This is a genomic window from Paenibacillus sp. FSL L8-0502 (assembly GCF_038593055.1).
GTDB lineage: Bacteria > Bacillota > Bacilli > Paenibacillales > Paenibacillaceae > Paenibacillus > Paenibacillus polymyxa_D.
Map to the genome: position 1 here is coordinate 5107396 of NZ_CP151958.1, position 23647 is coordinate 5131042.

The following is a 23647-nucleotide window of genomic DNA, read 5'->3' on the forward strand; positions in this document are numbered from 1 at the left end:
CATTGAATGCAAATACAGAGCTACATCAACCAAAAAAAAAGGAACATCAGAAGTTTTTCACTTCTGGTGTTCCTTTTTTCATCCTAACTTTTACTTCCTCCTGCTATGTGATTAATAAGCTCCTTCCCCAAAAACTTTCCTCGGATTCAAGGCTATCCAACAAAGTCATAACAATACCTGAAACACCATCCAATAAACCTACGAAATCCAAATGTTTGACCGATTGGGTATCCTTAACGATATCACAAAAACCGAACGCTAATTCACTATCAAACTTTTCAACGACTTCTAAAAGCAAACCTCGGGCATATTCACACAGCTCGATATCTCCCGTATCCAGATACATCTGATGGGTAAGCTTTATTAATCCCGAATAGCCATGACATACCGTTGGAGAATATATACTCCAACGTTCGCGGGGACGTGCGTATATGGATTTAAAGGCATCCACAGCAAGCGACTTTAAGTCTTCATTCTCTAGTGCCCTCCCTGCCAACCATAAGCTTCTAGCAACCCCTGGAGATCCATAACACCAGGCTTCACGTTCTGTTTCATCGGGAATGATTCCGTTCATATACTCTTTGTAGCTTATATTATTGGGCCAATACCACCCATAATCATTTTTTTGCTTCCAATGGTCCAACCATGAACTGTATCGCTCTATAGCCTCCTTATGGCCTGATACTCTCACATTTTGGTGCCAGGCTATCGACAGTAAGGCCAACGGACCAGGAATGCCATGGGCCAACCCCATGTTAAAATATCCTTCGGGATACCTCAACTGCTCATGTGAGGGTAAATTGTGAACAGGGATATACCAGCCTGGAAGAACCTCACCCTTCCAAGCTCTCTCTCCACTTAACATGACAAGATAGCTGAGAACATCTTTAAGGAGATCTCTCATCTCAGGTACATCTGGGAACAATAACAGATATCTACCTATTCCACTCCACCCTGAAATGACATCATAGTCATGAAAATTGACCCCTGTTTCTAGATTGTTTCTTGAGCTCTCCAACAGAGCTGGGCCATAGCGAACGATTATATGATTAATCTGTTGAATAAAACCTTGGTATTTACGAAGCTTGTCAGATAACGCATAAGCCGTAAACCCGATGCCCGACAGCCCGCTCCATAGCGATAATGAGATGTTCTCCTCTAGCTTAAGTGCTTCTCTTGTATTTATAAGATATTGATGTGCATATCGTGTAAAAGTATCCTCTTGAAATACAGCTCCCAACCTCCCGAACAGTAGACTCACTGCTGGAAATCCACTCGCAAGACTTATGTCATCCCATTTATAATCCTCTTGTAAGGCTGTTTGATTTGTCTTTGATGAGCATACAGAAATTACATATTCTGGGTCTTCCAATCTTCTTGCAACTCTTTGTACAATCTCCAGAATAGTCTGACGCAAATCTTCCGATATTCCTGTTGTGATCATATTTCAGTTCTCCTTATTATTCATTCGCTTTGTGTACTTCTGAGCACGATTCAGATGATAAAGGGCATGACTCAATAGTGACATTACTTTCGCCTCTTTCATTCGATCCGTGCCTATCAGTCTGTTCAGGTGCATGTGAATAAAACTTTCCATAATATCCAATAAAGGTTCACCCCCGTATGTTTCCTCTTTTATCTGAAGGAAGCTCTCCTTATATTGCTTTAGTTTTTCCCTACGAGGTTGAAAGCGCTCTATCATAAATTCACCATAATCATATGCTCTCAATGAACTCCATTGATCTGAAACATCGGATATTGACATGTACCATATACGATTTTTTTGAAATGTTTTGGTGTGATTATTGTTCCAATCTTTCTGTTGAGACCATTCAGCCTGTTTAGCTAATGAAGGTATCCATTGATTTAACATATCAACCACACTAATAAACGCAATATGTTCCAAATCAATCTTCAACTTCTTGTTATATTGCAAAAAGATGAATTCAGAAGTAAGTTTGGAATCCTCGGCAAAAATCTCTTCTGCCAGTTGAATCAGGCTTTCTCCGCCGTATCTTTCCACCTCTGGCACGTATGTATCATACACAACTTGGTTCAGCAGTCCTTCCTGCTTGAGCTTGTTCGCCCACGATTGAATAGCAGGAATTAGTTGTGCACACAACCTTGCTGCATCTCCATGAAATCTCACACGTACATGATCGTCAGAATCTCTATATCGAACGATAAAATATCGATCAATAATTTTTTGTTTTTCTGCCAACTCACAAAACGGTCTGAGGTAGTTCCCAATAAATTCCCTTTCACGCTCAGACATGCCATACAGCTTGACGTAAAGCCATTCATCTCCCGGAAAGTAGACATTCATCCTACTAGTACTGATGGGGTTTTGCATAGCACTAGGCTGAACAAGATCCTTTATACCAGACGGGACTATTCCATTCATTCTCACTAAAGGAATGACATACTCAGCAATGTGGTGTCCTTTAGTGGACTCTCCCCATACTTCATTCCATTCAAAACCGCATTCAGTCAACCAAAGGGATGCAGGACCTGAAAGCTTTTGATATTTATCATATAGTTCGGATATACAAAAATCATGTGTAGTATCCATTAATAATCTGTTATCATCAATGGTTATATACACGTGCCGCGGAATACTCCACTCCTTCCTATACCTTTCAAATGCATGAGCCCAATCACTTTTGGTATGACATCCCTGAAAAGCCTCCATACCTGCATTAAAGGACCACATCGCTGGTGAAAGAATAGTATTACCGTACCTTACGCGGGGCAGAAACGGAAATCCTGAGAGGCTTCCCCATTGAAACGATGAAATATTTCTTTGCCCTTCCTGTTGAATTTCACGTAAAAATCGATAAATATTAGGCGCCCTATAATAATTCAGCATATTTGTAGATATAGGAATCACTCTCTTATTCAAAGAACGTGATATTAAATAAAAAGAGTTGTGTGTACAACCTACATATAAATCAGATAAAGGGATGGTTGCCGCTCCATCATCTGTGTAATTATTCGTTCCAAGGATAATCTGATGAGAACAAGATCGATTTGTTATAACAACGTTTGAATGCCTATTATTAGTTGTTAAATAAATAAGTTCCGCAAAAACTACGTTTGGATCCTGATCAGATTGTAGCTCATAAATACTGGAGATTTTCCCTTGTGCAACTTCATTTAGAATCGGACCAAATCTGCCAAATGCTTTGCCTGCACCTGGGTCTCCTGAATTGGGATTTATAATCAATTTATAACTCTTCTTTTCCAGATCATTCGAATTCGAAGCGGCAATGGTAACATACATCTCTAAAGATGGCGGAGGTATGAGATCAGATGGAACACTTTCTATTTTTTTGATCTTTTCATCTGTAAGCTCAATCTCGATACTACCTTGTTTGATCGCTTCTCCAACCCAACATGCTAATTGTTTATCTCTGTCAGTATTGGTAGCAGGTATTTCCCAACTTCGTCTGCTCACAGGATATTCATAACCTGGAGGAGCTCCTAATCCCATATCTTCATCCAACAGTTCTAACAAGGGAATCTGCCGATGTAATCCATACTTCTCAATAAAAGCACTCCGATAGGTCTCAAGATGCGGATTGCACACATCATTCGATAGTCTCCATAAAATTTCGGCAGCTTCGGCAACCTCTTCAGCTATACTGTGGCTTAAAGTTGCACTTATTATAGATGTTTCCATATCAATTTGGAGTGGATCTTTGCAAGGAAACATTTTATTCATACTGTTGCTTATGTCTATATATAGCTCTTCCCCCTCACCTACAGAGGTTCGATTATATTGTTGTACGTGGTTATGAATCTTTTGAATGGAAGTCTTGAGATCGTCTATACCTGTTACGGATGCTAGTTGCCCTTTTAAATATTCAAACGGCATTTCAGAGTTACGAATGGATAGAGGCGGCCTTAAATCACTTATTAAAAACTCTTGCTCTACTAACTTCATCAAAAAATCAAATAACTGCTCTCGATTTATAGTGGGGAACTCTTCTTGCATCTTAATCATTAACAACTTTATGGGAATAGGCTCTTTCGCACAGTGAACGGCATAGTCCACAAACTTGGAAATGCGGATTGAACTACTTTTGATTTCATTAGTGGAATCACTATGATCTATATAATTAAGATAAGGTAACTTCATACGCGATCCGGAAACATAAAAGATCGGATTCATACGTACTTTGATTTGCTTAACGACATGCCTCATACGTTCCAAACTCTTTACGAGATTCATTAACCATTGCATATCTGGACGTGCTACTTTTCTGTTACAGCTCAGATCTCCTAATACAAGTTTGTTTTCATTATCAAAGGAACCCACAGCAACACCAGCAAAAAGACCATAAGGGGTAGCTCGTGTTGAAAGCCTAATCATATAATAAGCTAATGCTTTGATAACCTTATCTACTTTCTTTAAATTTGAATTGTCCATTATTTGATTAACAGAGTTCATTAATGAGGGACTGGCAATCAAAAGTGCCTCACGGATAATCGGATCTTCCAAAATATGGAATAGTCTATTCTGCAAACCTTCATTCCAAGGTTCATTGAATAATTCTTTGTACTGTTCAATAGACAACAACGGAATTCTAACTAAAAAAAATTCCAAAGCTTTGAACATATTCATATCTGTATTCCTGCTCTCAGCGTTCTTCATAGCTCATGAGCCTCCTTAACGTAAATAACCCCAGATATAAGAATCATATCTGGGGTTGTTTTGTTAACTAAACACAGCAGTTGCAAGTTACGTATTTATTCCAACTATAACAAGAAGAAGCAGCACAGGAAACAGAGCGAGTAACACTACATTGAGGTGCAGAATTAACTGATAAAGCACTAATCTGCAAGTCCAAATCAAGGGTGTCTTTTTGTTGCAAAGTGAATAGATCTAAAGGGTTCATCTCTATACCTCCTTCGCTAAAATAAGATAATATTTGGAATATCCCTCTCTTATTTTAATATAATACTCAAAAATCCAAAAAATCTTTTTATCGCATACAATTACAATTTTGTTACATTACCATCAATTTTTTCAATAACCTGTCTCATATAAGCCAGTACTTCATCCTTGATTTCGTTATGCTGCAGAGCATAATGAATAGTAGTTTCAATGAATCCTAATTTCTCGCCAACGTCATGGCGATTGCCGTCAAATTCGTAGGCTAGGATCGGATTCTTTTCTCCCAGTTTGGACAATGCGTCCGTCAACTGAATCTCCCCGCCTACTCCCGCCGATTGCTGACCCAGGATATCAAAAATATCAGGCGTCAGAATATAACGTCCCATGATCGCCAAGTTGGAGGTTGCTTCTTCCTTCTTTGGCTTTTCTACCAATCGTTCCGCCTCAGAGATTTTGGAAGTAAGTGCATGACCTTCAACTATGCCGTAACGATGTACCTCGTTCCAATCCACTTGTTTTACACCTACAACAGAACGCTGATACTCATCGAACACGTCAATCATCTGTTTGAGGCATGGATTCTCAGACTCAACGATGTCATCCCCTAAAAGGACGGCAAAGGGTTCGTCACCGATAAACTTACGTGCACACCAGATGGCATGCCCCAACCCTTTAGGTTCCTTTTGACGAATATAGTGGATATCTGCCATCTCCGATGGTTTACGCACTTCATTGAGCAGATCCCATTTTTCCTTCGCAGTCAAATTATGCTCCAGCTCAAAGGAGTAGTCAAAATGATCCTCAATCGCCCTTTTGCCTTTACCAGTAACGATAATGATATCCTCTATACCAGATGCAACAGCCTCTTCAATAATATATTGAATTGTTGGTTTGTCTACAATGGGAAGCATCTCTTTAGGCATCGCTTTTGTAGCAGGAAGGAACCGGGTTCCTAATCCCGCAGCAGGAATAATCGCTTTACGGATTTTCATAGGTTAAAACTCCTTTTGTCTTCAATATAACGGGATAGATATACTGTCTATGATTATAACAGGAAGATAGATGAATTTGATAGGTTAAAGAAGAAGACATCTTCCCTCAAAGAGAACATGTCTTCTAATCACTTGCTTTCTATATGAATATATTATGCTGCCGGAATCTTTCTGGCTCCCGAACAAATATACAGTTATTTACTTCACCAGCTGCCCACGTGTAACACCCAACTGATTCGTCGCTTTCAGCGTCTTCCATACTTGTGTTCCACTGATTTCTCCGCGCAGGGCACGGTTATAGAGATCAATAACCTCATGCACTTGCTCCGGTGTCTCCTCCAAAAATTCCACGCGGTAATGGGACACGCCCAGCTCCAGGAAGTTGGACAGATATTCCGCGCCGGATTGCTCAATCGCGTTGTACACCGTGTTGCGGCAGCCTTCGTCCACACGGACCGGATGAGACATACCAATTCGATCACGCAGGGATGCGCGATGGTCCTCACATGGACGTCCACAGTTAGTGTAGTCGGTGCCTTCACTCATAAAGGTGCAGTATACGCAATGTTCAGTATGGAACATTGGCATATGCTGCTGGATCACGATCTCCAGCTTATCAGTACGTGTACGTCTGAGCATATCGACCATTTGCTGAATGTTCAGATCGTACGAAGGCGTAACCAGGTCGCAGCCGGAATCCAGGAACAGATCAGCCGCTTTATGGTTGGCTATGTTCAGCGAGAAGTCACCAATCAATTGCGGGTGATGTGCGTCCGGGTTCTCCAACCGATGTCGCAAGTAGAAATACAGTGCCCCTGGATTGCGTACCAACACAGCATCCGGCTTCAAGCGCAGGATGTTGTTGTGGTAGCCATTTTCACCCGGCATGTGAATACGCGGGGTCGCCAGCGCAATTCGGCGGCCTGCAGCGTGCACAGCCTCTACGGCTGCTGGGAATTGCTTGATGAACTCGAAGTCGGCGTAGATGAATTCCACGCCGGCCTCGAGCGCAGCCTCCACCTGAGGGAGGCTGCGGCACAACGCGGTCAGCTCTGCCTGACCGCGTGCCACAGACGATGCCGGAGCCGATGCATCGTCATACACCTCGACCGCCCGTTTCGTGTACACGGGCGGTTTGGGACGCTCGCCCGCGAGCAGTTCCACCGCCTGACGGCGGATACCGTTCAGCTCGCGCATCGGCACGATGACGTCCCCATGCAGATGGACGTCCAGTTCTTCCAGCTGGAACACCGTTCCGCCCAGTCGGCCGAACTGCTCTTCGAGCAGTTCGTGCGTCATCGGACGCTTCTGGGCAATTTCGAGTTCCAGCTCGGAGTCCACGCGGACCGTTGTGCCCTTTTGCACATCGGTCCACCACGTCGACAGCGGTTGCCCTGGGGAGCCGCTGACTCGCACATGTACCGGGAAGACCCGGTACGGCTTGTCCGTGTCGTACGACTGGCGCAGACGTTTATCCAGCGCTGGGTCGTTGGTCTTCCAAATGCGGTCGCCCACGTGCACACGGCGCAGATCCACATCGTTTCGTCCCGCTACGATGTCAATGATCCAGCCTTCTCCGGCTTCGCCTTCAATCTTCACGCCCTTGCGACGGATATCGTATACGCGTCCGCCTTCTTCCTTTTGCGTGGGATCTCCCGCATCGAATACAATCCCATCGCCACGCTTGAGTGGGGCATCAATACGGCACACTACACCATCACGAAGGATTTGTTCCACTCGGCCCAGATACACCCCCCGGCTTTTCGGGAACGTACCGTCAACCAGCTTCTTGTTATTGGTCCCTTCGAGAAAACCGTGCGTAAAGCCGCGTGAAAAGCTCTGTTGCAGCTCGCGGATATCTTCTTTGCTGGTCTTGGACGTATCGCCATCAAAATACTTATCAATGGCCTTGCGGTACTTGCTGACCACATTCGCCACATATTCAGGTGTTTTCAGTCGCCCTTCAATTTTAAAAGAAACAACACCCGCGTCGATCAGTTCAGGCATCAAGTCAATCGCTGCCAGATCCTTAGGTGACAGCAGATACGTCACATCTGCCATTGGTTTCTGCTCTCCGTCCACCATCAGATCGTAAGGTAAACGACATGCCTGTGCACACTCACCACGGTTAGCAGAGCGGCCGCCCCACATTTCTGAAGTCAGGCATTGGCCAGAATAAGATACGCATAACGCTCCATGTACGAATACCTCCATTGGAAGTCTCGCCTGGTCGCCTATTTTTTGGATCTGTTTCAGGTTGTTTTCGCGTCCAAGCACGACCCGTTCCATATTGTACGGCTTTGTAAACTCTACCGCTTCCGGCGAGGTAATCGTCATTTGGGTAGAACCATGGATCGGGAAATCCGGTGAAATGTCGCGGATCATTTTCACCAAGCCCATATCTTGGACAATTAAGGCGTCGACTCCGGCATCAATACAGGCATCGACCAGCTCCTTAGCGTCCTCCAACTCGTTTTCAAATACCAATATATTGAATGTTAAAAAACCTTTAACTCCATAGCTATGCAAAAACGCCATAATTTCAGGCAGTTCCTCCATGCGAAAATTATTCGCTCGTGCTCGTGCATTGAACTTTTCCACCCCGAAAAAGATCGCATCAGCCCCGTTTGCCACCGCCGCACGCATACAATCCCAGTCACCGGCTGGTGCCAGAAGCTCGACATCTTCTCTTCGTACTGCTGATTTCATTATTGCCCTCCCCATATGCTGAAAACGAATGATCCCCCGAGGAATAATCGTTGTTTTCAGGGCAGCTATGCTGCTTACTTGGTAATCTCATGGATGTTCCATAGACTCATTCCAAAGCTGATCATGTTTAGTCAGGGGAATGGAAGCCTACTAAGAATCATATTTTAAATCCTATCCGTCTCTATCATCTTGTCCGATCATCCACACACTGAACCATCGGTTCCTCGCGTGAATTACATCTAACTCAAAAAATCCGCATCACAAACATCTGCGGCAGAATCATTCTTATCTTGTAACTAATCTAGTGTACCAGACTGCGACCTAAGCTTCTACACTTTCCAAGCGATTCCTTTAAAAAATAATACTAAAAACACCTCCAATCCCGTCAAACGGTGCTTTGGAGGTGAGTCATCCTATCATTAACTAGGCAAACCTATACTTCGCAAGCATTTCTCCCCAGGGTGATATTCCCTTCTCCCTGAAGCCTGATTTACTATATAGCTTTCTAGCTAGTTCATTGTCTGGTTTATACCCAATCATGATAACATCCGTCCTATCACTGGCTTTCCTTATTTCGTCGATAACCAGCAACATCGCATTGTAGCCATAACCTTGACCTTGAAATTTTTCGTCAATCATAAATCGGTAAACCCAGTAATTTCCGTCATCCGGGTCTAAACCATACATTGTAAAACCAATTAATTCGTCATCATTATAAATTGCTTTAGATAAAAATCCATCTAAAAACTGACATTCCGCAATCGAAAAAAGGTTAGATACCATAAATCTTTTTTGCTCAGGTGTCGGTTCAAGTTCGGCACATGCTTCCCAATTATGTTTGTCGACTGCTTTTAGCGTAATCATTTTGGATTCCTCCTATACGGGGAAATCCGTATCGACTTCCCTAGTGCTTACTTCACTCATTATAAGATTGGCGGTATTTGGCGGGCGCCAGTGAAGCGGGCCATTTGAATCCGAAGAAGCGTCAGCGCTCGTAGGCTCAAATGGCACGCGTAGCGCTTCCCCCACAACCTCGCTAATCTCTTACCTACACCCTCTTACTTCACAAAATTAAACGAATTTAACGTCGAATCCAGTGCGTTAGACTGTACAGCCGTGTTGTTCGCATCATTCAATGTCGTTGTCACGGTATACGTTTTTCCATCACGTTCTAAAACCAATTGGTGGCCTGTGTAGCCAATGCCTTCCTCGATACGATGGAATGTAAAGGACACTGCCGGAACACCAGCAAATGTTACGTCCTTAACTTCCTCAACTTTGAGGTTTTTGTAGTTCTTTGCTTGCTTATCGTAGAAGTCCTTGAGCTGGGATACCGTTAGTTCAAATGATTGGTCGTTGTCGATTTTGATGGAAAAGCGTCCTCCGGTAAACTGGTACTCTACATCGCCCAATTCAAATTGATCGCTAATCGCGGTCCAATATCGTGGGATATTCACTGTATATTCATAGGCTTTTGACGTCTTTTTGACCGTTTTCGTTTTGTCTGTCAAATAGTCGTCTTCTTCCAACTGTCCAAAGTTACTCGCTACGGTTTGAAAATCGATTTGAAGCGAGGAAATGAGCGCGTTGAACTGATCATTTCCTTTGCTTACTTTTTCAGGCACTGCGTATTCAGCCAAGTAGCGGTATCCATTTTGCTGAATCAGCACATTGTACTCTTTGACCCATCCATCGCCAAAATTATAGCGGTACTCCTGTACTAACCCTTGAACGCCTGCAACCTCCAGCGGATACGTCTTCTGTGCCTCATAAGCCGTGGACACAAATGAATCGCTCAGCCATTTTTGCAGCTGCTGGCCCCAGTTCTCCAATTTTCCATCTGCTGGAGCTGAGGTTACTTTCACACGGAAGCTCGATCCATCATTACTTTCATATTGCATCCGTTGATCGTCCATTTTCCAGCCTGCGGGTATGCTGAGTGACACACCGTAGTCTGGATTCCCGGCCTCGCGTGTGCCTCCTACGACAGTAGACAAGTCTTTAATACTTTTATCCTGCGCATTAAAGGAGGTCTTGAAGGAATTTAAAAGTCCCGCATACTGGGCCAGATCTTTATAATTCGTTGCTTTAGCATCGGAAAAATAAACTACATACAATCGTCCGTTGTCATAGTACTGACGATTTTCCCACAGCACGCCGTCCCCATCCTTCGTAATGACACGAGCATAAGGTACCTTCGCTTTCGGGAAGGATTTTCGATCGATCACAGTTTCTCCCGTTTCCTTGGCTGCCTGCACCAATTGTTGCAGCAGATCGTCCGCATTCAGTGGAACCGGCTGTGACGCTGTGTGCACTTCCATATAATACGCACTGTTCTCGTCCATAAATGTGGAAATACTCTCATCTCCACCTCCCTGACCGATGACGAGCCCTGTTGGATAGTTCATAGACCAGTCATAGTAACTGTTCCCGATCTGTGTCTTACCCTCATCATTATCAATGTTCGGTGTCTCTTCAGCTACCGTGCCTGCCTCTTCTTGTGCTTCCATCCGAATAATGATTCCGGCACCATTCTTCTCCAACTTACCGCCAAGCCCTTCTGCTACTTGACGCAGAGGCACCATGAGAATACCTGATGACATTTCCGGTGGAGCTGGAAGTGTCACCTTGTGACCTCTCACCCACGCTGTACGGCTACCAATGGTTAGCGATACAACATGAGTTCCGCTAGTGATTTTAACCACATTATCTTCAGCTAATCGAATTTTGCTGTTAAATGCCTTTTTAAACACACCAGCCGGAACCATCAGTGCACCACTTTTGGAATACGGCTTCGTAATATTGGCATTATGACCGTTCACGATGGCTGTATTGCTGCCGCTTTGCAACCGTAATTCCAGCATGGTTTTATCATGATCTGCTGCAACTGCTGGCAAAGCGGAAAGCAGAAGGGACAATGCGACAGCGCCGACCCCCAGCTTACGCATCATTTTTCTTTGAATATGCTTCACAGTAAATCTCCCTTTAGCTTTATTTTATAGATTCAAGAGGCATTATTGTTCACTTTCCAGTAGTTGCTCCTTGAGCTGGCTCCGATGCTTCCTTAGAAGGCGCTACACCACCATCTTCAGCGGCTTCCGAACCGTTCGAATCTTCACTATCTTCTCCAGACTGAATGGACTCATAGATTTCACCATTATCCTGTGTCAGTACCAGCTTGCGCTTCACAATATCACCGTCAGACTGCATAAGTACACTCACCGTTTGACCTGGTTGATAGTTTTTAAGCAGTTCATTGACATCAATAGCGGAAGCTACACGCTTACCGTTAATACTATACAGCTCATCGCCTTCCTTGATTTTGGCCTGAACGGCATTGGCTGAAGTAATTTTCGTAACTTTCAAAGGATCCTCGGTAGGTAATCCGACGATAGCTGACCAGCTTTCTTCCAGCCCTAGACCAAGACTAGCGCGCCGAACCTCTCCGTATTTGAAAAATTGGCCGATGACATATTTCACCGTATCCGCCGGAATCGAAAAGCCCATATTTTCAATGCCGACCGCCGAGAATTTCATCGTATTGATCCCAATGACCTCACCCTTGAGATTGACCAGCGGACCGCCGCTGTTACCAGGATTGATCGCGGTATCACTTTGGATCAAACGATAAGCAGCGTTGACACCACGGTTCAGCCCGCTAACCACACCTGAGGTTGCCGAATTGCGAAGTGAAAAGGATATAGGCGTACCAATAGCCACTACCTGCTCCCCTACCTGTAGACTGTTCGTTGAAGCTGCCAAGGTAGCGGGTTTGAGGCCGCTTGCCTTGATTTTAACTAATGCCAAATCACTGATCGGATCGCTATAGCTGTCGGTGATTCCGTAAGATTTTCCGTCCGAGGTTACGACCACGGCATCACCTAATCCTTCGATAACATGCGCATTCGTCACAATCCATCCATCTGTACGAATGATGACACCCGTGCCGTGAGCCAGGTTGTATCGATCTCCTCCTGCTACGGTCTCTCCCGTGGCTGAACGGCCAATAATACCGACCACAGAAGGAGATACATTTTTAACCACCTGCGGCACACGACCGGCCGATAACGTATATGTACCATTTGCGCTGTTATATGCGCCGCTGGTTCCTAATGCCTTATTCATATCGCTTACGTTAACATAGACCCCACCATTAATGACTTTGGCCTTTAACGCAGTCCCACTGCTGGCTGCACCTGCCGTACCAGAAACACATAGAGCGCTGCCCAAAGCCAGAACAACTGCCCTTTTCCCCATCTTACGCATATACTCACCATTCCCTCTCTTACATGACCCTGTTCTATCAGTTAGTCCAAATCTACCATAGAGGGGACACGTATACAATCGCTTTAAGCCCTATCTTTTTCTAAAAGGCGCCGTTTGCTGCATCCCTGTCCTCTCATGCTATTTATATTATAAATTTTCCAAATCCTTATATCAAAAAAATAAGCAAAAACGATAAATAATCGTTATACCGTTTAGGTCATTCCTTCATTTACGGGCATAACCAACTATGATACCATCACATTATATCTTAGTTTTATTGTCGGAAATAAAGAATAAAATCATGAGTCCTCTATCCAAAACACTAAAGTATAAATAAGCACCTACAGGAGGTTAAAAGAATGGCCTACGAACCAATCTGGAACGCTCATCCCGATAAGCTTAACAAATTCGAGTTAGTCAAGCTGGAAAAGGACGGTCTCGACGTTATCCGTACCATTATTGAAAACTATGCCAACGAAGGCTATGACTCGATCTCTGCGGACGATATGGATCGTTTCAAATGGGCTGGGGTATATCAGCAAAAGCCCAAGGATGGTCATTTCATGATGCGAGTCCGCATCAACACAGGGATCATGACTTCAGCACAAGCACATGCACTGGCAGACATATCCGCGCTATACGGACGCGGTCTTGTGGACGTCACCACTCGCCAGGCGATTCAATTCCACTGGCTGACAGTCGAAAGCTTGCCCGATATTTTTGAAAGACTGGAAAAAGTCAACTTGTATTCCTTCGAAGCCTGTGGAGACTGCCCGCGTACCATTGTCGGTAATCCGCTGGCTGGTATTGATCCCAATGAATTGGTGGATACCCAAGAGATTGTAGATGAAGTAAACCGTTTTTTCTTATTAAATCGAGACTTCTCCAATCTGCCGCGTAAGTACAAAATGTCTATCTCCGGTAATACGTACAACAATGCACAGGCTGAAATTAACGACCTGTCCTTCACTCCGGCCACCAAGATCCTCGACGGAAAAGAAGTGATCGGCTTCCATGTGATGGTTGGTGGAGGTTTGTCCGCCAAGCCGCATATGGCACAGTCTCTGGATTTGTTTGTTCGTCCAGAGGAAGTACTGAAGGTTGCTATTGCTGTCACCACCATTTTCCGTGATTACGGCTATCGGGAAAAGCGGCACCATGCCCGCTTGAAATTCCTCGTTACCGATTGGGGCTCAGACAAATTTCTGGCTAAGCTCACCGAGTACATCGGTGAAATGCCCGGACGAGGTGAAGACAAAACGATTGGCTGGCAAGCCGCCTATTTTGACGGTGTGCACCCTCAAGCCCAGAAAGGCCTGAACTATGTCGGTCTGAACGTGCCTGTCGGTCGCCTTAGCGCTGACGAGTTGCATGAACTGGCCGAACTGGCTGACCGCTATGGCGATGGTCAGATTCGTACCACGATGTCGCAAAATATTTTGCTGAGCGGCGTGCCGGATGAGCAAGTGGATGAACTACTGGAAGCTCCCGTGCTGCAACGCCTGACACCACGACCCAAGCATTTTATGAGTCGTACGGTATCGTGCACAGGAAATGAGTTTTGCAATCTGGCGATTGTGGAAACCAAAAAACGGGCGGTTGACGTTGCCGAGTATTTGGATCAGCACGTACAATTGGATGAAAAGGTGCGCATTCATTTTATCGGTTGCCCAAATTCCTGCGGTCAAAAGCATATTGCGGACATCGGTCTGCAAGGCTCGCTCATAAAGACACCGGAAGGCTTGGTCGACGCGTTCGACATCGCTGTCGGCGGAGCGCTTGGGGCAGGCGCCCAGTTTAACAAGGCGCTCAAAGGTCGCGTACGTGGGGATCAGGTTGGACCTGTGCTGGCGGAGCTCATTCTGTTCTACAAAGAAAACAGGAGCGCTGGCGAAAGCTTTTACGCATATGTACAGCGTGTAGGTATTCCGACTTTCCAGGAAAAGCTGTCTGCCATTTTACAGTCCAGCCACGTTGCATCCTAAATATAGAGCCTATTAACAGCCTGCTTGTATCCCATATACAAGCAGGCTGTTTCTTATCGCCATACAGCCCCGCAATATCGTCTCCCTCACTTTCACAAAAAAAAGACACCGGATTACTCCGGTATCAATATTTTCGCAAAATCAAGCACTGTCGGTTTATGAGCGCCTGTTGTAGATGTCACCACCGCGTAGCCTGAAGGTATCTTATATATCAATCCCGTATCATACCGGATGCCGAAGGAATTGTCCTCCTTATAATGAGTCCTCGTTTCCCACACCTTCGTACCGTTTTCTTTCAAGCCTGTAATGGTGATGCCATGCATCTTCGTCGTTTTCCCCAGTGGATCATATTGATCACTGAACTGGACATACAGCTGCTCCTCAGGCAGATACACCTGGTCAGCCCCGTAGTCCGCTGTATTGCTAAATAATTGCAGACTATTACTTAGCACCTGTGTACGCTTGCTGTTTCCTTTAAGCCCTGTTACAGCAATATGACCGCTCGGCAACTCACGTACTGCGGCAATTTCTTTACCTGATCCCAAGTCCAGATGGATGTCACGGATATCGCGACCATATACATCTGCTTGTACCCCCACGGGACCATCTGAGCTGTTCAAAAGCGCATAATATCCATTGTGACTGCCGACCAGCCAACCCGAGGTCACTCCGGCCGTCGTTCGATTCCATTGTATATCGCCAGTTTCAGTGTATTTGAGTACAGTGAAGGACTGTTCCGCAAGGTTCAGATAGGAGACCAGGAAACCGCCATCCTCCAGTGGCTCCAAGCCAACCTGAGAATCCTCCCCATGAGATATCAAGCCATCTGTGGGTAATGTTTTGGACCACAAGGTGTTTCCATCCTCGTCCAATCGTGAAGCCTGCAACTCTCGTATTCCGTTCGGTTTTGTATATTCAATCAGAAACAGCAAGCCACCATCCGACGTCTCCCGCTGGACTCCCCTGCTGCTTGTTCCAGGCTGTACGTTCAGATCCTGCTGATGTTTCCATACAGCCTCCACAGAACTGTCCAGCTTGCCATATGTGACGTGTACTACACTTGCTTCTGTATCGTCCTCGACGTTCAGCGTTAAAAACCCACCATTTGCTGTGGGTTGAATGTAATTGTGAGCGTTTCCTAAATCCTTAATACTGCCAATGGCCGCACTTGTTTCGATTTCGGCTTGTTTGGGCACAAACGCCTCGGACACCTCGGAGGCATAGGACGGTGCAGCACTATATCCCATCAAGCATGCCGCCAAAGCAGCTCCTGCTGCCCATGTATACACACGTGTACGTAAAACTCTACTTTGCTTAACCTTCAAGCGTTCCAGCTCCCTTCATGACTTCCTCAGAGATGTTGTATGAACCTTAGATGTGATAAAACTAGAGACGGTTTCGCTTCAACTTGTAATGGTGTCACGTGGGCACGGAACTTTGTATGATGCTATGACGATTTATATATTTACCTCTTCAAGTCCGAACCTAAACATCCAAAACTCCAAAATTTAGAGACTACTCAGAGACTTTCTGTCGATGAATATACGTATAGATTTATTATCCCAGCGCTTGGTAAACTACGTGTCACATGCTTTAACGCAGGAATTTGATAAAAGTTTTCTTTTTTTACAAAAAAAATAAAGCCCTGCCAAGGCGAAGGCATAAATACAGTAGTTCGTATTCTGCCTTCCTGCCTGTGCAGGGCTTTTAAAGCGTACGTTAAACGATATCTATAGATCGACTGTCTGAAGCGCTTGGCTACGCTCTGTATCCCGTTCAAGGATCGGCTTTAAGTATCGACCTGTATAGGATTCTTCGACTTTCACGAGTTGCTCCGGTGTCCCGGTAGCCAAGATCGTTCCACCGCCACTTCCGCCTTCCGGTCCCAAATCAATCAGATAATCGGCTGTTTTAATCACATCCAGATTATGCTCAATGACCAGCACCGTCTCTCCTGAATCAACCAAACGATGCAGCACCGTCAATAATCGATCAATATCGTGAACATGCAGACCAGTTGTCGGTTCATCCAAAATATAAATGGTTTTGCCTGTGCTGCGACGATACAATTCGGAGGCCAACTTCACACGCTGTGCTTCACCGCCAGACAAGGTAGTCGCAGGCTGACCCAGCTTGATATACCCCAAACCTACATCCATCAGCGTCTGGATCTTGCGATGAATCTTCGGAATATTTTCAAAAAACTCCGTCGCATCCTCTACCGTCATCTCCAGCACATCGGCAATACTTTTTCCTTTGTATTTAACCTCCAGGGTCTCCCGGTTGTAACGCTTGCCTTTGCACACTTCACATGGAACATACACATCTGGCAGAAAATGCATCTCAATCTTGATGATGCCGTCGCCTCTACAAGCTTCACAACGACCTCCCTTAACGTTAAAGCTAAAGCGGCCTTTCTTGTAGCCTCGTACTTTGGCCTCGTTCGTCTGCGAGAATAAGTCACGGATATCATCAAATACACCAGTATACGTTGCAGGATTGGAACGCGGTGTACGGCCAATTGGCGATTGATCGATCTCAACAACCTTTTCGATATGCTCTAGCCCGCGAATTTCTTTGTGCTGCCCTGGACGCACTCTCGCCCGGTTCAGATCACGCGCCAACGTTTTGTACAAAATTTCGTTGACCAGCGTCGACTTTCCAGAGCCGGATACACCAGTAACAGCCGAGAAAACACCCAACGGAATTTTGACATTCACATTTTTGAGATTGTTCTCCTTGGCTCCGCGAATCTCCAGCCACTTATCAGCAGGCTTGCGCCGCTCGGTATTGACCGGAATGAACTTGCGTCCGCTCAAATACTGCCCGGTTAAGGAATTCGGGTCTTCCATAACTTCCTGCGGGGTCCCCTGCGACATAATCATCCCACCGTGGATTCCAGCTCCCGGCCCGATATCAATGATATAGTCCGCCGCCATCATCGTATCTTCATCATGCTCCACCACGATCAAGGTATTGCCAAGATTCCGCATATGCTCCAAAGCACTAATCAGACGATCATTATCTCGCTGATGCAGCCCGATACTAGGCTCGTCCAAAATATAAAGCACACCCATCAGACTGGACCCGATCTGTGTCGCCAATCGGATACGCTGTGCCTCACCGCCTGACAACGTGCCTGCCGCACGGCTTAAAGTCAGGTATTCCAGACCCACGTTAACGAGGAATCCCAGTCGGCTGTTAATTTCTTTTAAAATGAGATTGGCAATCGACTTCTCCTTCTCACTCAGCTCCAGTGTATGGAAAAAGTTTGAGGCTTCACCGATAGACAGGGCTGTTACATAAGCAATATTGCGCTCTTGAATGGTTACCGACAGGCTTTCTTTTTTCAGTCGATGTCCCTTACAGGTGTTACATGGCTTTGCACTCATAAAGCCTTCAATAAATTCACGTATGCCCTCAGAAGCCGTATCACGATACCGACGCTCCAAGTTGGGGATAATCCCCTCAAAGGTCACATAGGCTTCCTTACGTTGACCAAAATCATTTTCATAGCGGAAACGGATCTTCTGCTCACCCGTTCCATGTAAAATGAGGTTCATTTGTTCTGTCGTCAATTGACTAACAGGAATGTCCTGTGGAATACCGTAGTGCTCGCATACTGACTGTAAAAATTGAGGATAATAAGTGGAAGTTCCCCCACTCCAAGCCTGAAACGCCCCATCTTCCACACTTTTTTCAGGATCGGGAATGAGCAAATCAGGGTCAACCACCATTTTAACTCCTAACCCATCGCAATCCGGGCAAGCGCCGAACGGACTATTAAAGGAAAACATCCGCGGAGACAGTTCATCTATGCTGAATCCACAAATAGGACATGCAAAGTTGGAGCTGAACCGCAACTCCTCTTGCCCCATAATGTCTACAAGCAACTGCCCGCCTGAAAGATTCAATGCCGTCTCAATAGAGTCAGACAGACGCGCACGCACATCTTCCTTGACAACGATGCGGTCTACGACCACTTCAATCGAGTGCTTCTTATTCTTTTCCAACTCAATCTTCTCAGACAATTCACGCAGTTCGCCATTCACACGTACCCGCACAAAGCCCTGCTTGGCTATATCCGTAAACAGTGTTTTATGCTCACCTTTGCGACCCGATACCAATGGAGCTAGGATTTGCAGTCGTGTCTTCTCAGGATACTGCAAAATGCGGTCTACCATCTGTTCGACGGTCTGTGACGTGATTTCAATGCCATGTTCAGGACAATGAGGATGACCCACCCGGGCAAACAACAACCGCAGGTAGTCATAGATTTCGGTAACTGTTCCGACAGTAGAACGCGGATTCCGACTTGTTGTTTTTTGGTCAATGGAAATGGCAGGAGACAGACCGTCAATCGAATCAACGTCCGGCTTCTCCATTTGCCCGAGAAATTGACGGGCATACGCAGATAAAGATTCCACATACCTCCGCTGCCCTTCCGCATAGATCGTATCGAAAGCCAGCGACGATTTACCTGAGCCGCTAAGCCCTGTCAGGACGACGAACTTGTCCCGTGGAATCGTCACGTCAATATTTTTGAGATTATGCGCGCGTGCGCCTTTGATGATGATGCTTTCATTCGCCAAATGTTTCATCTCCTTAGCCGTAGTTCACGTCATGCTATATCGCATTGGATTATCCCATGGAAGTGATATATCGCAAAGAGAACGACCACATAGGCCGCCCTCACTATTTTTAAAAGCAAAGCAATCAAACATTTTATTTTCATATGTTTTGCTTCTAGCTTATTCTCAATGTTTAATCAGCTCGCAACTCCAGCAAAGCATCACGCAGCTCGGCTGCCCGCTCGAACTGTAGGTTCTTGGCGGCGTCTTTCATCTCTGCTTCCAGACGCTGAATGAGTGATTGGCGCTCCTTCTTGGAAAGTTTACCCGTCTCATTAGGAAGGTAATCATTCTTCGATTCTGCCACCTTAGTTGCTTCAATAACATCACGAATCTTTTTACGTATGGTTTGCGGGGTAATCCCATGTTCTTCATTATACTGAATTTGAATCGCACGCCGACGTTCCGTTTCCTTTATCGCTTTATCCATAGAATCGGTAATCTTATCGCCGTACATAATAACACGACCGTCACTGTTCCGTGCTGCCCGTCCGATTGTCTGTATCAGAGAGCGCTCAGAACGCAGGAAGCCTTCTTTGTCTGCATCCAAAATCGTGACCAGAGATACTTCCGGCAAATCAAGACCCTCCCGCAAAAGATTGATCCCGATTAGCACGTCGAAGGTCCCTAGACGAAGATCCCGCAAAATAGCCATCCGCTCCAACGTCTTAATCTCGGAGTGCATATACCGGACCTTGATGCCTACTTCTTTTAAATAGTCAGTCAAATCTTCGGACATCTTCTTCGTAAGTGTGGTCACCAGCACCCGTTCTTCACGTTCTATGCGAAGCCGTATTTCATTAATAAGATCGTCAATCTGCCCCTTGCTCGGACGCACCTCAATAATCGGATCAAGAAGCCCGGTAGGACGAATAATCTGCTGCACCATCGTTTCGCACTTCTCCATCTCATAGGGTCCTGGAGTAGCTGATACATAGATAATCTGACTTACCTTGTCCTCAAACTCTTCAAACTTCAACGGGCGATTATCCAATGCAGACGGCAAACGAAAACCATGATCCACCAGTACATTCTTACGTGCTTGGTCACCGTTATACATGGCACGAATCTGCGGCAATGTAACATGGGACTCGTCAATGACGATCAGCATATCATCCGGGAAATAATCCATTAGCGTATATGGTGTTGCTCCTCGCTCACGGAATGTCAGTGGACCTGAATAATTCTCGACACCGGAACAAAAACCAACCTCTTTCATCATCTCGATATCATAGCGGGTACGTTGCTCCAAACGTTGCGCTTCTAACAGCTTCCCTTGCTCCTTCAACTCTGCTAACCGCTCTTCAAGCTCACGTTCAATGTTGACCAATGCTACCTTCATCGTATCCTCATGAGTAACGAAGTGAGATGCCGGGAAAATAGCAATATGATCACGTTCACCGATCAATTCACCTGTAAGCACATTAATCTCGGTAATTCGTTCAATTTCATCCCCGAATAGTTCTACACGTATAGCATGTTCCCCATGGGAAGCCGGGAATATTTCAACAACATCCCCCCGTACACGGAAAGTACCCCGCACGAAGTTGATATCGTTCCGCTGATATTGAATATCGACCAAGCGGGACAAAATCTGATTGCGGGGTTTCTCCATGCCAACTCTAAGCGAAAGCAGCAGGCTTGAATATTCTTTCGGCGAACCCAAACCATAAATGCAGGAGACACTCGCTACAATAATAACGTCACGACGCTCAAACAGAGAGCTTGTCGCTGAGTGGCGAAGTTTATCAATCTCCTCATTGATGCTGGAATCCTTCTCAATATACGTATCGGAAGACGGGATATATGCTTCCGGTTGATAGTAATCATAGTAGCTGACAAAATAATCGACGGAGTTATTCGGAAAGAATTCTTTAAACTCACTCGCCAGTTGAGCAGCCAAAGTCTTATTATGTGCAATAACCAGCGTAGGCCGATTTAACTTGGCAATGGTTTGTGCGATGGTAAACGTCTTACCTGTTCCCGTAGCACCCAATAGCGTTTGATGCTTCTTTCCTTCTGCAATTCCCTCTACCAATTCAAAAATGGCCTGGGGCTGATCGCCTTGAGGTTGGAATTCCGACTGAATTTCAAAAGTCTTATCGCTAACAACGATATCACTCATTGCCCTGCATCACCCTTATCGTCTAAAATGGAAACATCATGATTTTACACCAGTCGAGCTTTAACGTCTTTACCTGTAACTCTATGTCGATATTTCCCGAGCAATGATACTTGGGAAATATGGTTGGATAAGAATGTTTGTTCCCGTATTATACCTCTTTCTTACTGCGGATGCAAACGATAAGTCTTGAATAGGAGTGAATTAAATTTTGGATATCACCATCGTATTGGGCATCATCGCAGGAATCATAGCATTAATCGGTGGCTTCTTATGGGAAGGCGGCGAATTTACCGGGCTGCTTCAAGGTACATCGGCTCTCATTGTATTTGGGGGAACTTTCGCCGCAGTTGTGATCAGCTACCCCGCTTCCAAGCTGAAGACGATCCCCACCGCTCTACGGATGGCATTTAGCCGTGAGGACAATCCTACGGAGCAATATATAGAAGATTTGGTTTCCATGGCTGCCACCTCACGCCGATCCGGTGTGCTTGCGCTAGAGCGTATTTCATCAGAGCATCCGAATGCATTTTTGCGCGAAGGTCTTCAGTTGGTCATCGACGGCACCGAGCAGGAACAGATCAAACAGATCTTAGAGCTTGAGTTAGATGCCATTGAACACAAACATGAAGGGTACGCCAAAATATTTGAATCCGCAGGCGGTTATGCCCCTACGATGGGGATTATCGGTACGGTTATGGGCCTAATCCATGTACTGGGCAGCCTGACCGAGCCTACTGCGCTTGGTCCGTCCATTGCTGTTGCCTTTATCGCAACCCTATACGGCGTTGCTAGCGCCAATCTGATCTTTCTGCCCATCGCATCCAAAATAAGAGCAGCCAGTGAGAGTGAAATTATCACGATGGATTTGCTGCTGCAAGGTATTCTGGCTATCCAAAACGGAGAGAATCCAAAGCTTGTACGCAAAAAGTTGGAGTTCTTTATCCGCTCAGAGCAAAATATAGATCGCAAACCGCCTCGTCGCTCACGCACTGAGGACGCATCTCCAAAGGAGGACTTCCATGAGAACGCGCGGTAAGCGCCGTGGGGGTCAAGGAGGCGGCGGAGACCATCGTGACCGCTGGATGATTACCTATGCCGATCTAATCACCCTGCTGCTCATATTTTTCGTTGTGATGTATGCCATGAGTAGTTTGGATGCTAAAAAATACGATGTCGTTGTTCAATCCCTTCAGGATACGTTCCACAAGGGAGATTCTATTTTGGAGCAAGGCTCGGGCATTACAGGTACTGCCGATCGTTATACCAGCAAGAATCCACCCACGACCAAGCAACCAGCAGCCGATAAAAAGGAAACCGGATCGACAAAGCTTACCGAACGTGAACAAGCATTCCGCACGCAGGAAAAAGAGCTGCAAAATTTAATGGGTGTCATTCAAGAATATATTACGGACAACAAACTGGAAAATCAGATTTTTGTGTCAGACCAGCCGCGTGGTATTGTCATTACGCTGAATGACCGCTTTCTATTTGACCAAGGCAGAGCGGCACTCAAGCAGGGTTCTGCAAACACGTTATCCAAGTTGGCCAGTCTATTTCGAGATTTGAAAACACCGATTAGCATTGAGGGCCATACGGACAACATTCCGTTCACTCGCTCATCAAACTCATCGATGTATAAGGATAACTGGGAGCTTTCCGGCGCACGGGCACTGTCTGTACTCCGATTCTTTCTCGACCGAGAGCAACTTTCACCCACAGGATTTCAGTATGCAGGTTATGCAGATACCCGACCGGTTGGTGACAATAGCACCGAAGCTGGACGACAAAAAAACCGCCGTGTCGAAATCACCGTACTACGCCAACTTCAACAGTAAAACCCAAAAACCTCCTGAGTCACGTAATAACGTGAATCGGGAGGTTTTTTTGATACATATTCATCATTAATACATGGCTTCCGCCTGATGTAGACGCAGAACAATAAACCGTACGAACAACGTGGATAAGAGCAGCGTACGAGATGCAATAGAGATTATTTTGTTTATTCTATATCCCACTATGTATTAGAAGCCCTGGTGAAG

General features: G+C 45.6%; 13 protein-coding genes. 3 read left to right on the forward strand and 10 right to left on the reverse strand.

All coding sequences use genetic code 11. From position 1 onward, the window contains the following. Window positions 1–103 precede the first annotated feature (103 nt). The 7 genes from NSQ57_RS22390 to NSQ57_RS22420 all read right to left on the reverse strand — a co-directional run bounded on the left by NSQ57_RS22390 (window position 104) and on the right by NSQ57_RS22420 (window position 12867). The gene (locus NSQ57_RS22390; protein ID WP_342425311.1) at window positions 104–1444 is read right to left on the reverse strand and encodes a lanthionine synthetase C family protein; all 1341 of its coding nucleotides are present in this window, start codon (window positions 1442–1444) and stop codon (window positions 104–106) included. Between the two features lie 3 nt (window positions 1445–1447). Continuing rightward, window positions 1448–4657: a lantibiotic dehydratase gene (locus NSQ57_RS22395; protein ID WP_342425312.1), complete on the reverse strand. Its 3210-nt coding sequence runs from the start codon at window positions 4655–4657 to the stop codon at window positions 1448–1450. A gap of 344 nt (window positions 4658–5001) precedes the next feature. Next, window positions 5002–5892, reverse strand: coding sequence for a UTP--glucose-1-phosphate uridylyltransferase GalU (gene galU / locus NSQ57_RS22400; RefSeq protein WP_340933341.1), 891 nt, complete (start codon window positions 5890–5892; stop codon window positions 5002–5004). Between the two features lie 198 nt (window positions 5893–6090). Further along, window positions 6091–8601, reverse strand: a complete 2511-nt coding sequence (locus NSQ57_RS22405) for a DUF3656 domain-containing protein (protein ID WP_340957026.1) — start codon at window positions 8599–8601, stop codon at window positions 6091–6093. Between the two features lie 423 nt (window positions 8602–9024). Continuing rightward, window positions 9025–9465: a GNAT family N-acetyltransferase gene (locus NSQ57_RS22410; RefSeq protein WP_039271408.1), complete on the reverse strand. Its 441-nt coding sequence runs from the start codon at window positions 9463–9465 to the stop codon at window positions 9025–9027. A gap of 194 nt (window positions 9466–9659) precedes the next feature. Next, entirely contained in the window at window positions 9660–11573 is a 1914-nt protein-coding gene (locus tag NSQ57_RS22415) for a stalk domain-containing protein (protein WP_165146332.1), read from the reverse strand. Window positions 11574–11622: 49 nt separating this feature from the next. Continuing rightward, complete coding sequence (locus NSQ57_RS22420; protein ID WP_029514532.1) at window positions 11623–12867, reverse strand: trypsin-like peptidase domain-containing protein; 1245 nt, start codon at window positions 12865–12867, stop codon at window positions 11623–11625. A 359-nt stretch (window positions 12868–13226) separates the two neighbouring features. Here NSQ57_RS22420 and NSQ57_RS22425 point away from each other — a divergent pair, with 359 nt between their 5' ends. Beyond that, the gene (locus tag NSQ57_RS22425; protein ID WP_342425313.1) at window positions 13227–14852 is read left to right on the forward strand and encodes a nitrite/sulfite reductase; all 1626 of its coding nucleotides are present in this window, start codon (window positions 13227–13229) and stop codon (window positions 14850–14852) included. Window positions 14853–14965: 113 nt separating this feature from the next. Here the strand turns inward: NSQ57_RS22425 and NSQ57_RS22430 are convergent, their stop codons facing one another. The 3 genes from NSQ57_RS22430 to uvrB form a co-directional block, all read right to left on the reverse strand. Beyond that, window positions 14966–16177: a hypothetical protein gene (locus NSQ57_RS22430; protein ID WP_029514534.1), complete on the reverse strand. Its 1212-nt coding sequence runs from the start codon at window positions 16175–16177 to the stop codon at window positions 14966–14968. A 405-nt stretch (window positions 16178–16582) separates the two neighbouring features. Further along, window positions 16583–19444, reverse strand: a complete 2862-nt coding sequence (uvrA, locus tag NSQ57_RS22435) for an excinuclease ABC subunit UvrA (RefSeq protein WP_029514535.1) — start codon at window positions 19442–19444, stop codon at window positions 16583–16585. A gap of 172 nt (window positions 19445–19616) precedes the next feature. Beyond that, window positions 19617–21608, reverse strand: coding sequence for an excinuclease ABC subunit UvrB (gene uvrB / locus NSQ57_RS22440; RefSeq protein ID WP_029514536.1), 1992 nt, complete (start codon window positions 21606–21608; stop codon window positions 19617–19619). 208 nt (window positions 21609–21816) lie between these two features. On the opposite strand from uvrB, the gene NSQ57_RS22445 reads away from it, so the two are divergent. Together NSQ57_RS22445 and NSQ57_RS22450 are read left to right on the forward strand one after the other, a co-directional pair. Beyond that, complete coding sequence (locus NSQ57_RS22445) at window positions 21817–22644, forward strand: flagellar motor protein (protein WP_029514537.1); 828 nt, start codon at window positions 21817–21819, stop codon at window positions 22642–22644. Next, the gene (locus tag NSQ57_RS22450) at window positions 22628–23443 is read left to right on the forward strand and encodes a flagellar motor protein MotB (RefSeq protein ID WP_342425314.1); all 816 of its coding nucleotides are present in this window, start codon (window positions 22628–22630) and stop codon (window positions 23441–23443) included. The genes NSQ57_RS22445 and NSQ57_RS22450 overlap by 17 nt, the downstream gene beginning before the upstream one ends. Window positions 23444–23647 lie beyond the last annotated feature (204 nt).

Coding starts and splice junctions, on each gene's coding strand:
- NSQ57_RS22395 (WP_342425312.1), bottom strand. CDS start 4,657: ATGAAGAACGCTGAGAGCAGGAATACAGATATGAATATGTTCAAAGCT.
- NSQ57_RS22390 (WP_342425311.1), bottom strand. CDS start 1,444: ATGATCACAACAGGAATATCGGAAGATTTGCGTCAGACTATTCTGGAG.
- NSQ57_RS22405 (WP_340957026.1), bottom strand. CDS start 8,601: ATGAAATCAGCAGTACGAAGAGAAGATGTCGAGCTTCTGGCACCAGCC.
- galU (WP_340933341.1), bottom strand. CDS start 5,892: ATGAAAATCCGTAAAGCGATTATTCCTGCTGCGGGATTAGGAACCCGG.
- NSQ57_RS22420 (WP_029514532.1), bottom strand. CDS start 12,867: ATGCGTAAGATGGGGAAAAGGGCAGTTGTTCTGGCTTTGGGCAGCGCT.
- NSQ57_RS22450 (WP_342425314.1), top strand. CDS start 22,628: ATGAGAACGCGCGGTAAGCGCCGTGGGGGTCAAGGAGGCGGCGGAGAC.
- NSQ57_RS22410 (WP_039271408.1), bottom strand. CDS start 9,465: ATGATTACGCTAAAAGCAGTCGACAAACATAATTGGGAAGCATGTGCC.
- uvrB (WP_029514536.1), bottom strand. CDS start 21,608: ATGAGTGATATCGTTGTTAGCGATAAGACTTTTGAAATTCAGTCGGAA.
- NSQ57_RS22425 (WP_342425313.1), top strand. CDS start 13,227: ATGGCCTACGAACCAATCTGGAACGCTCATCCCGATAAGCTTAACAAA.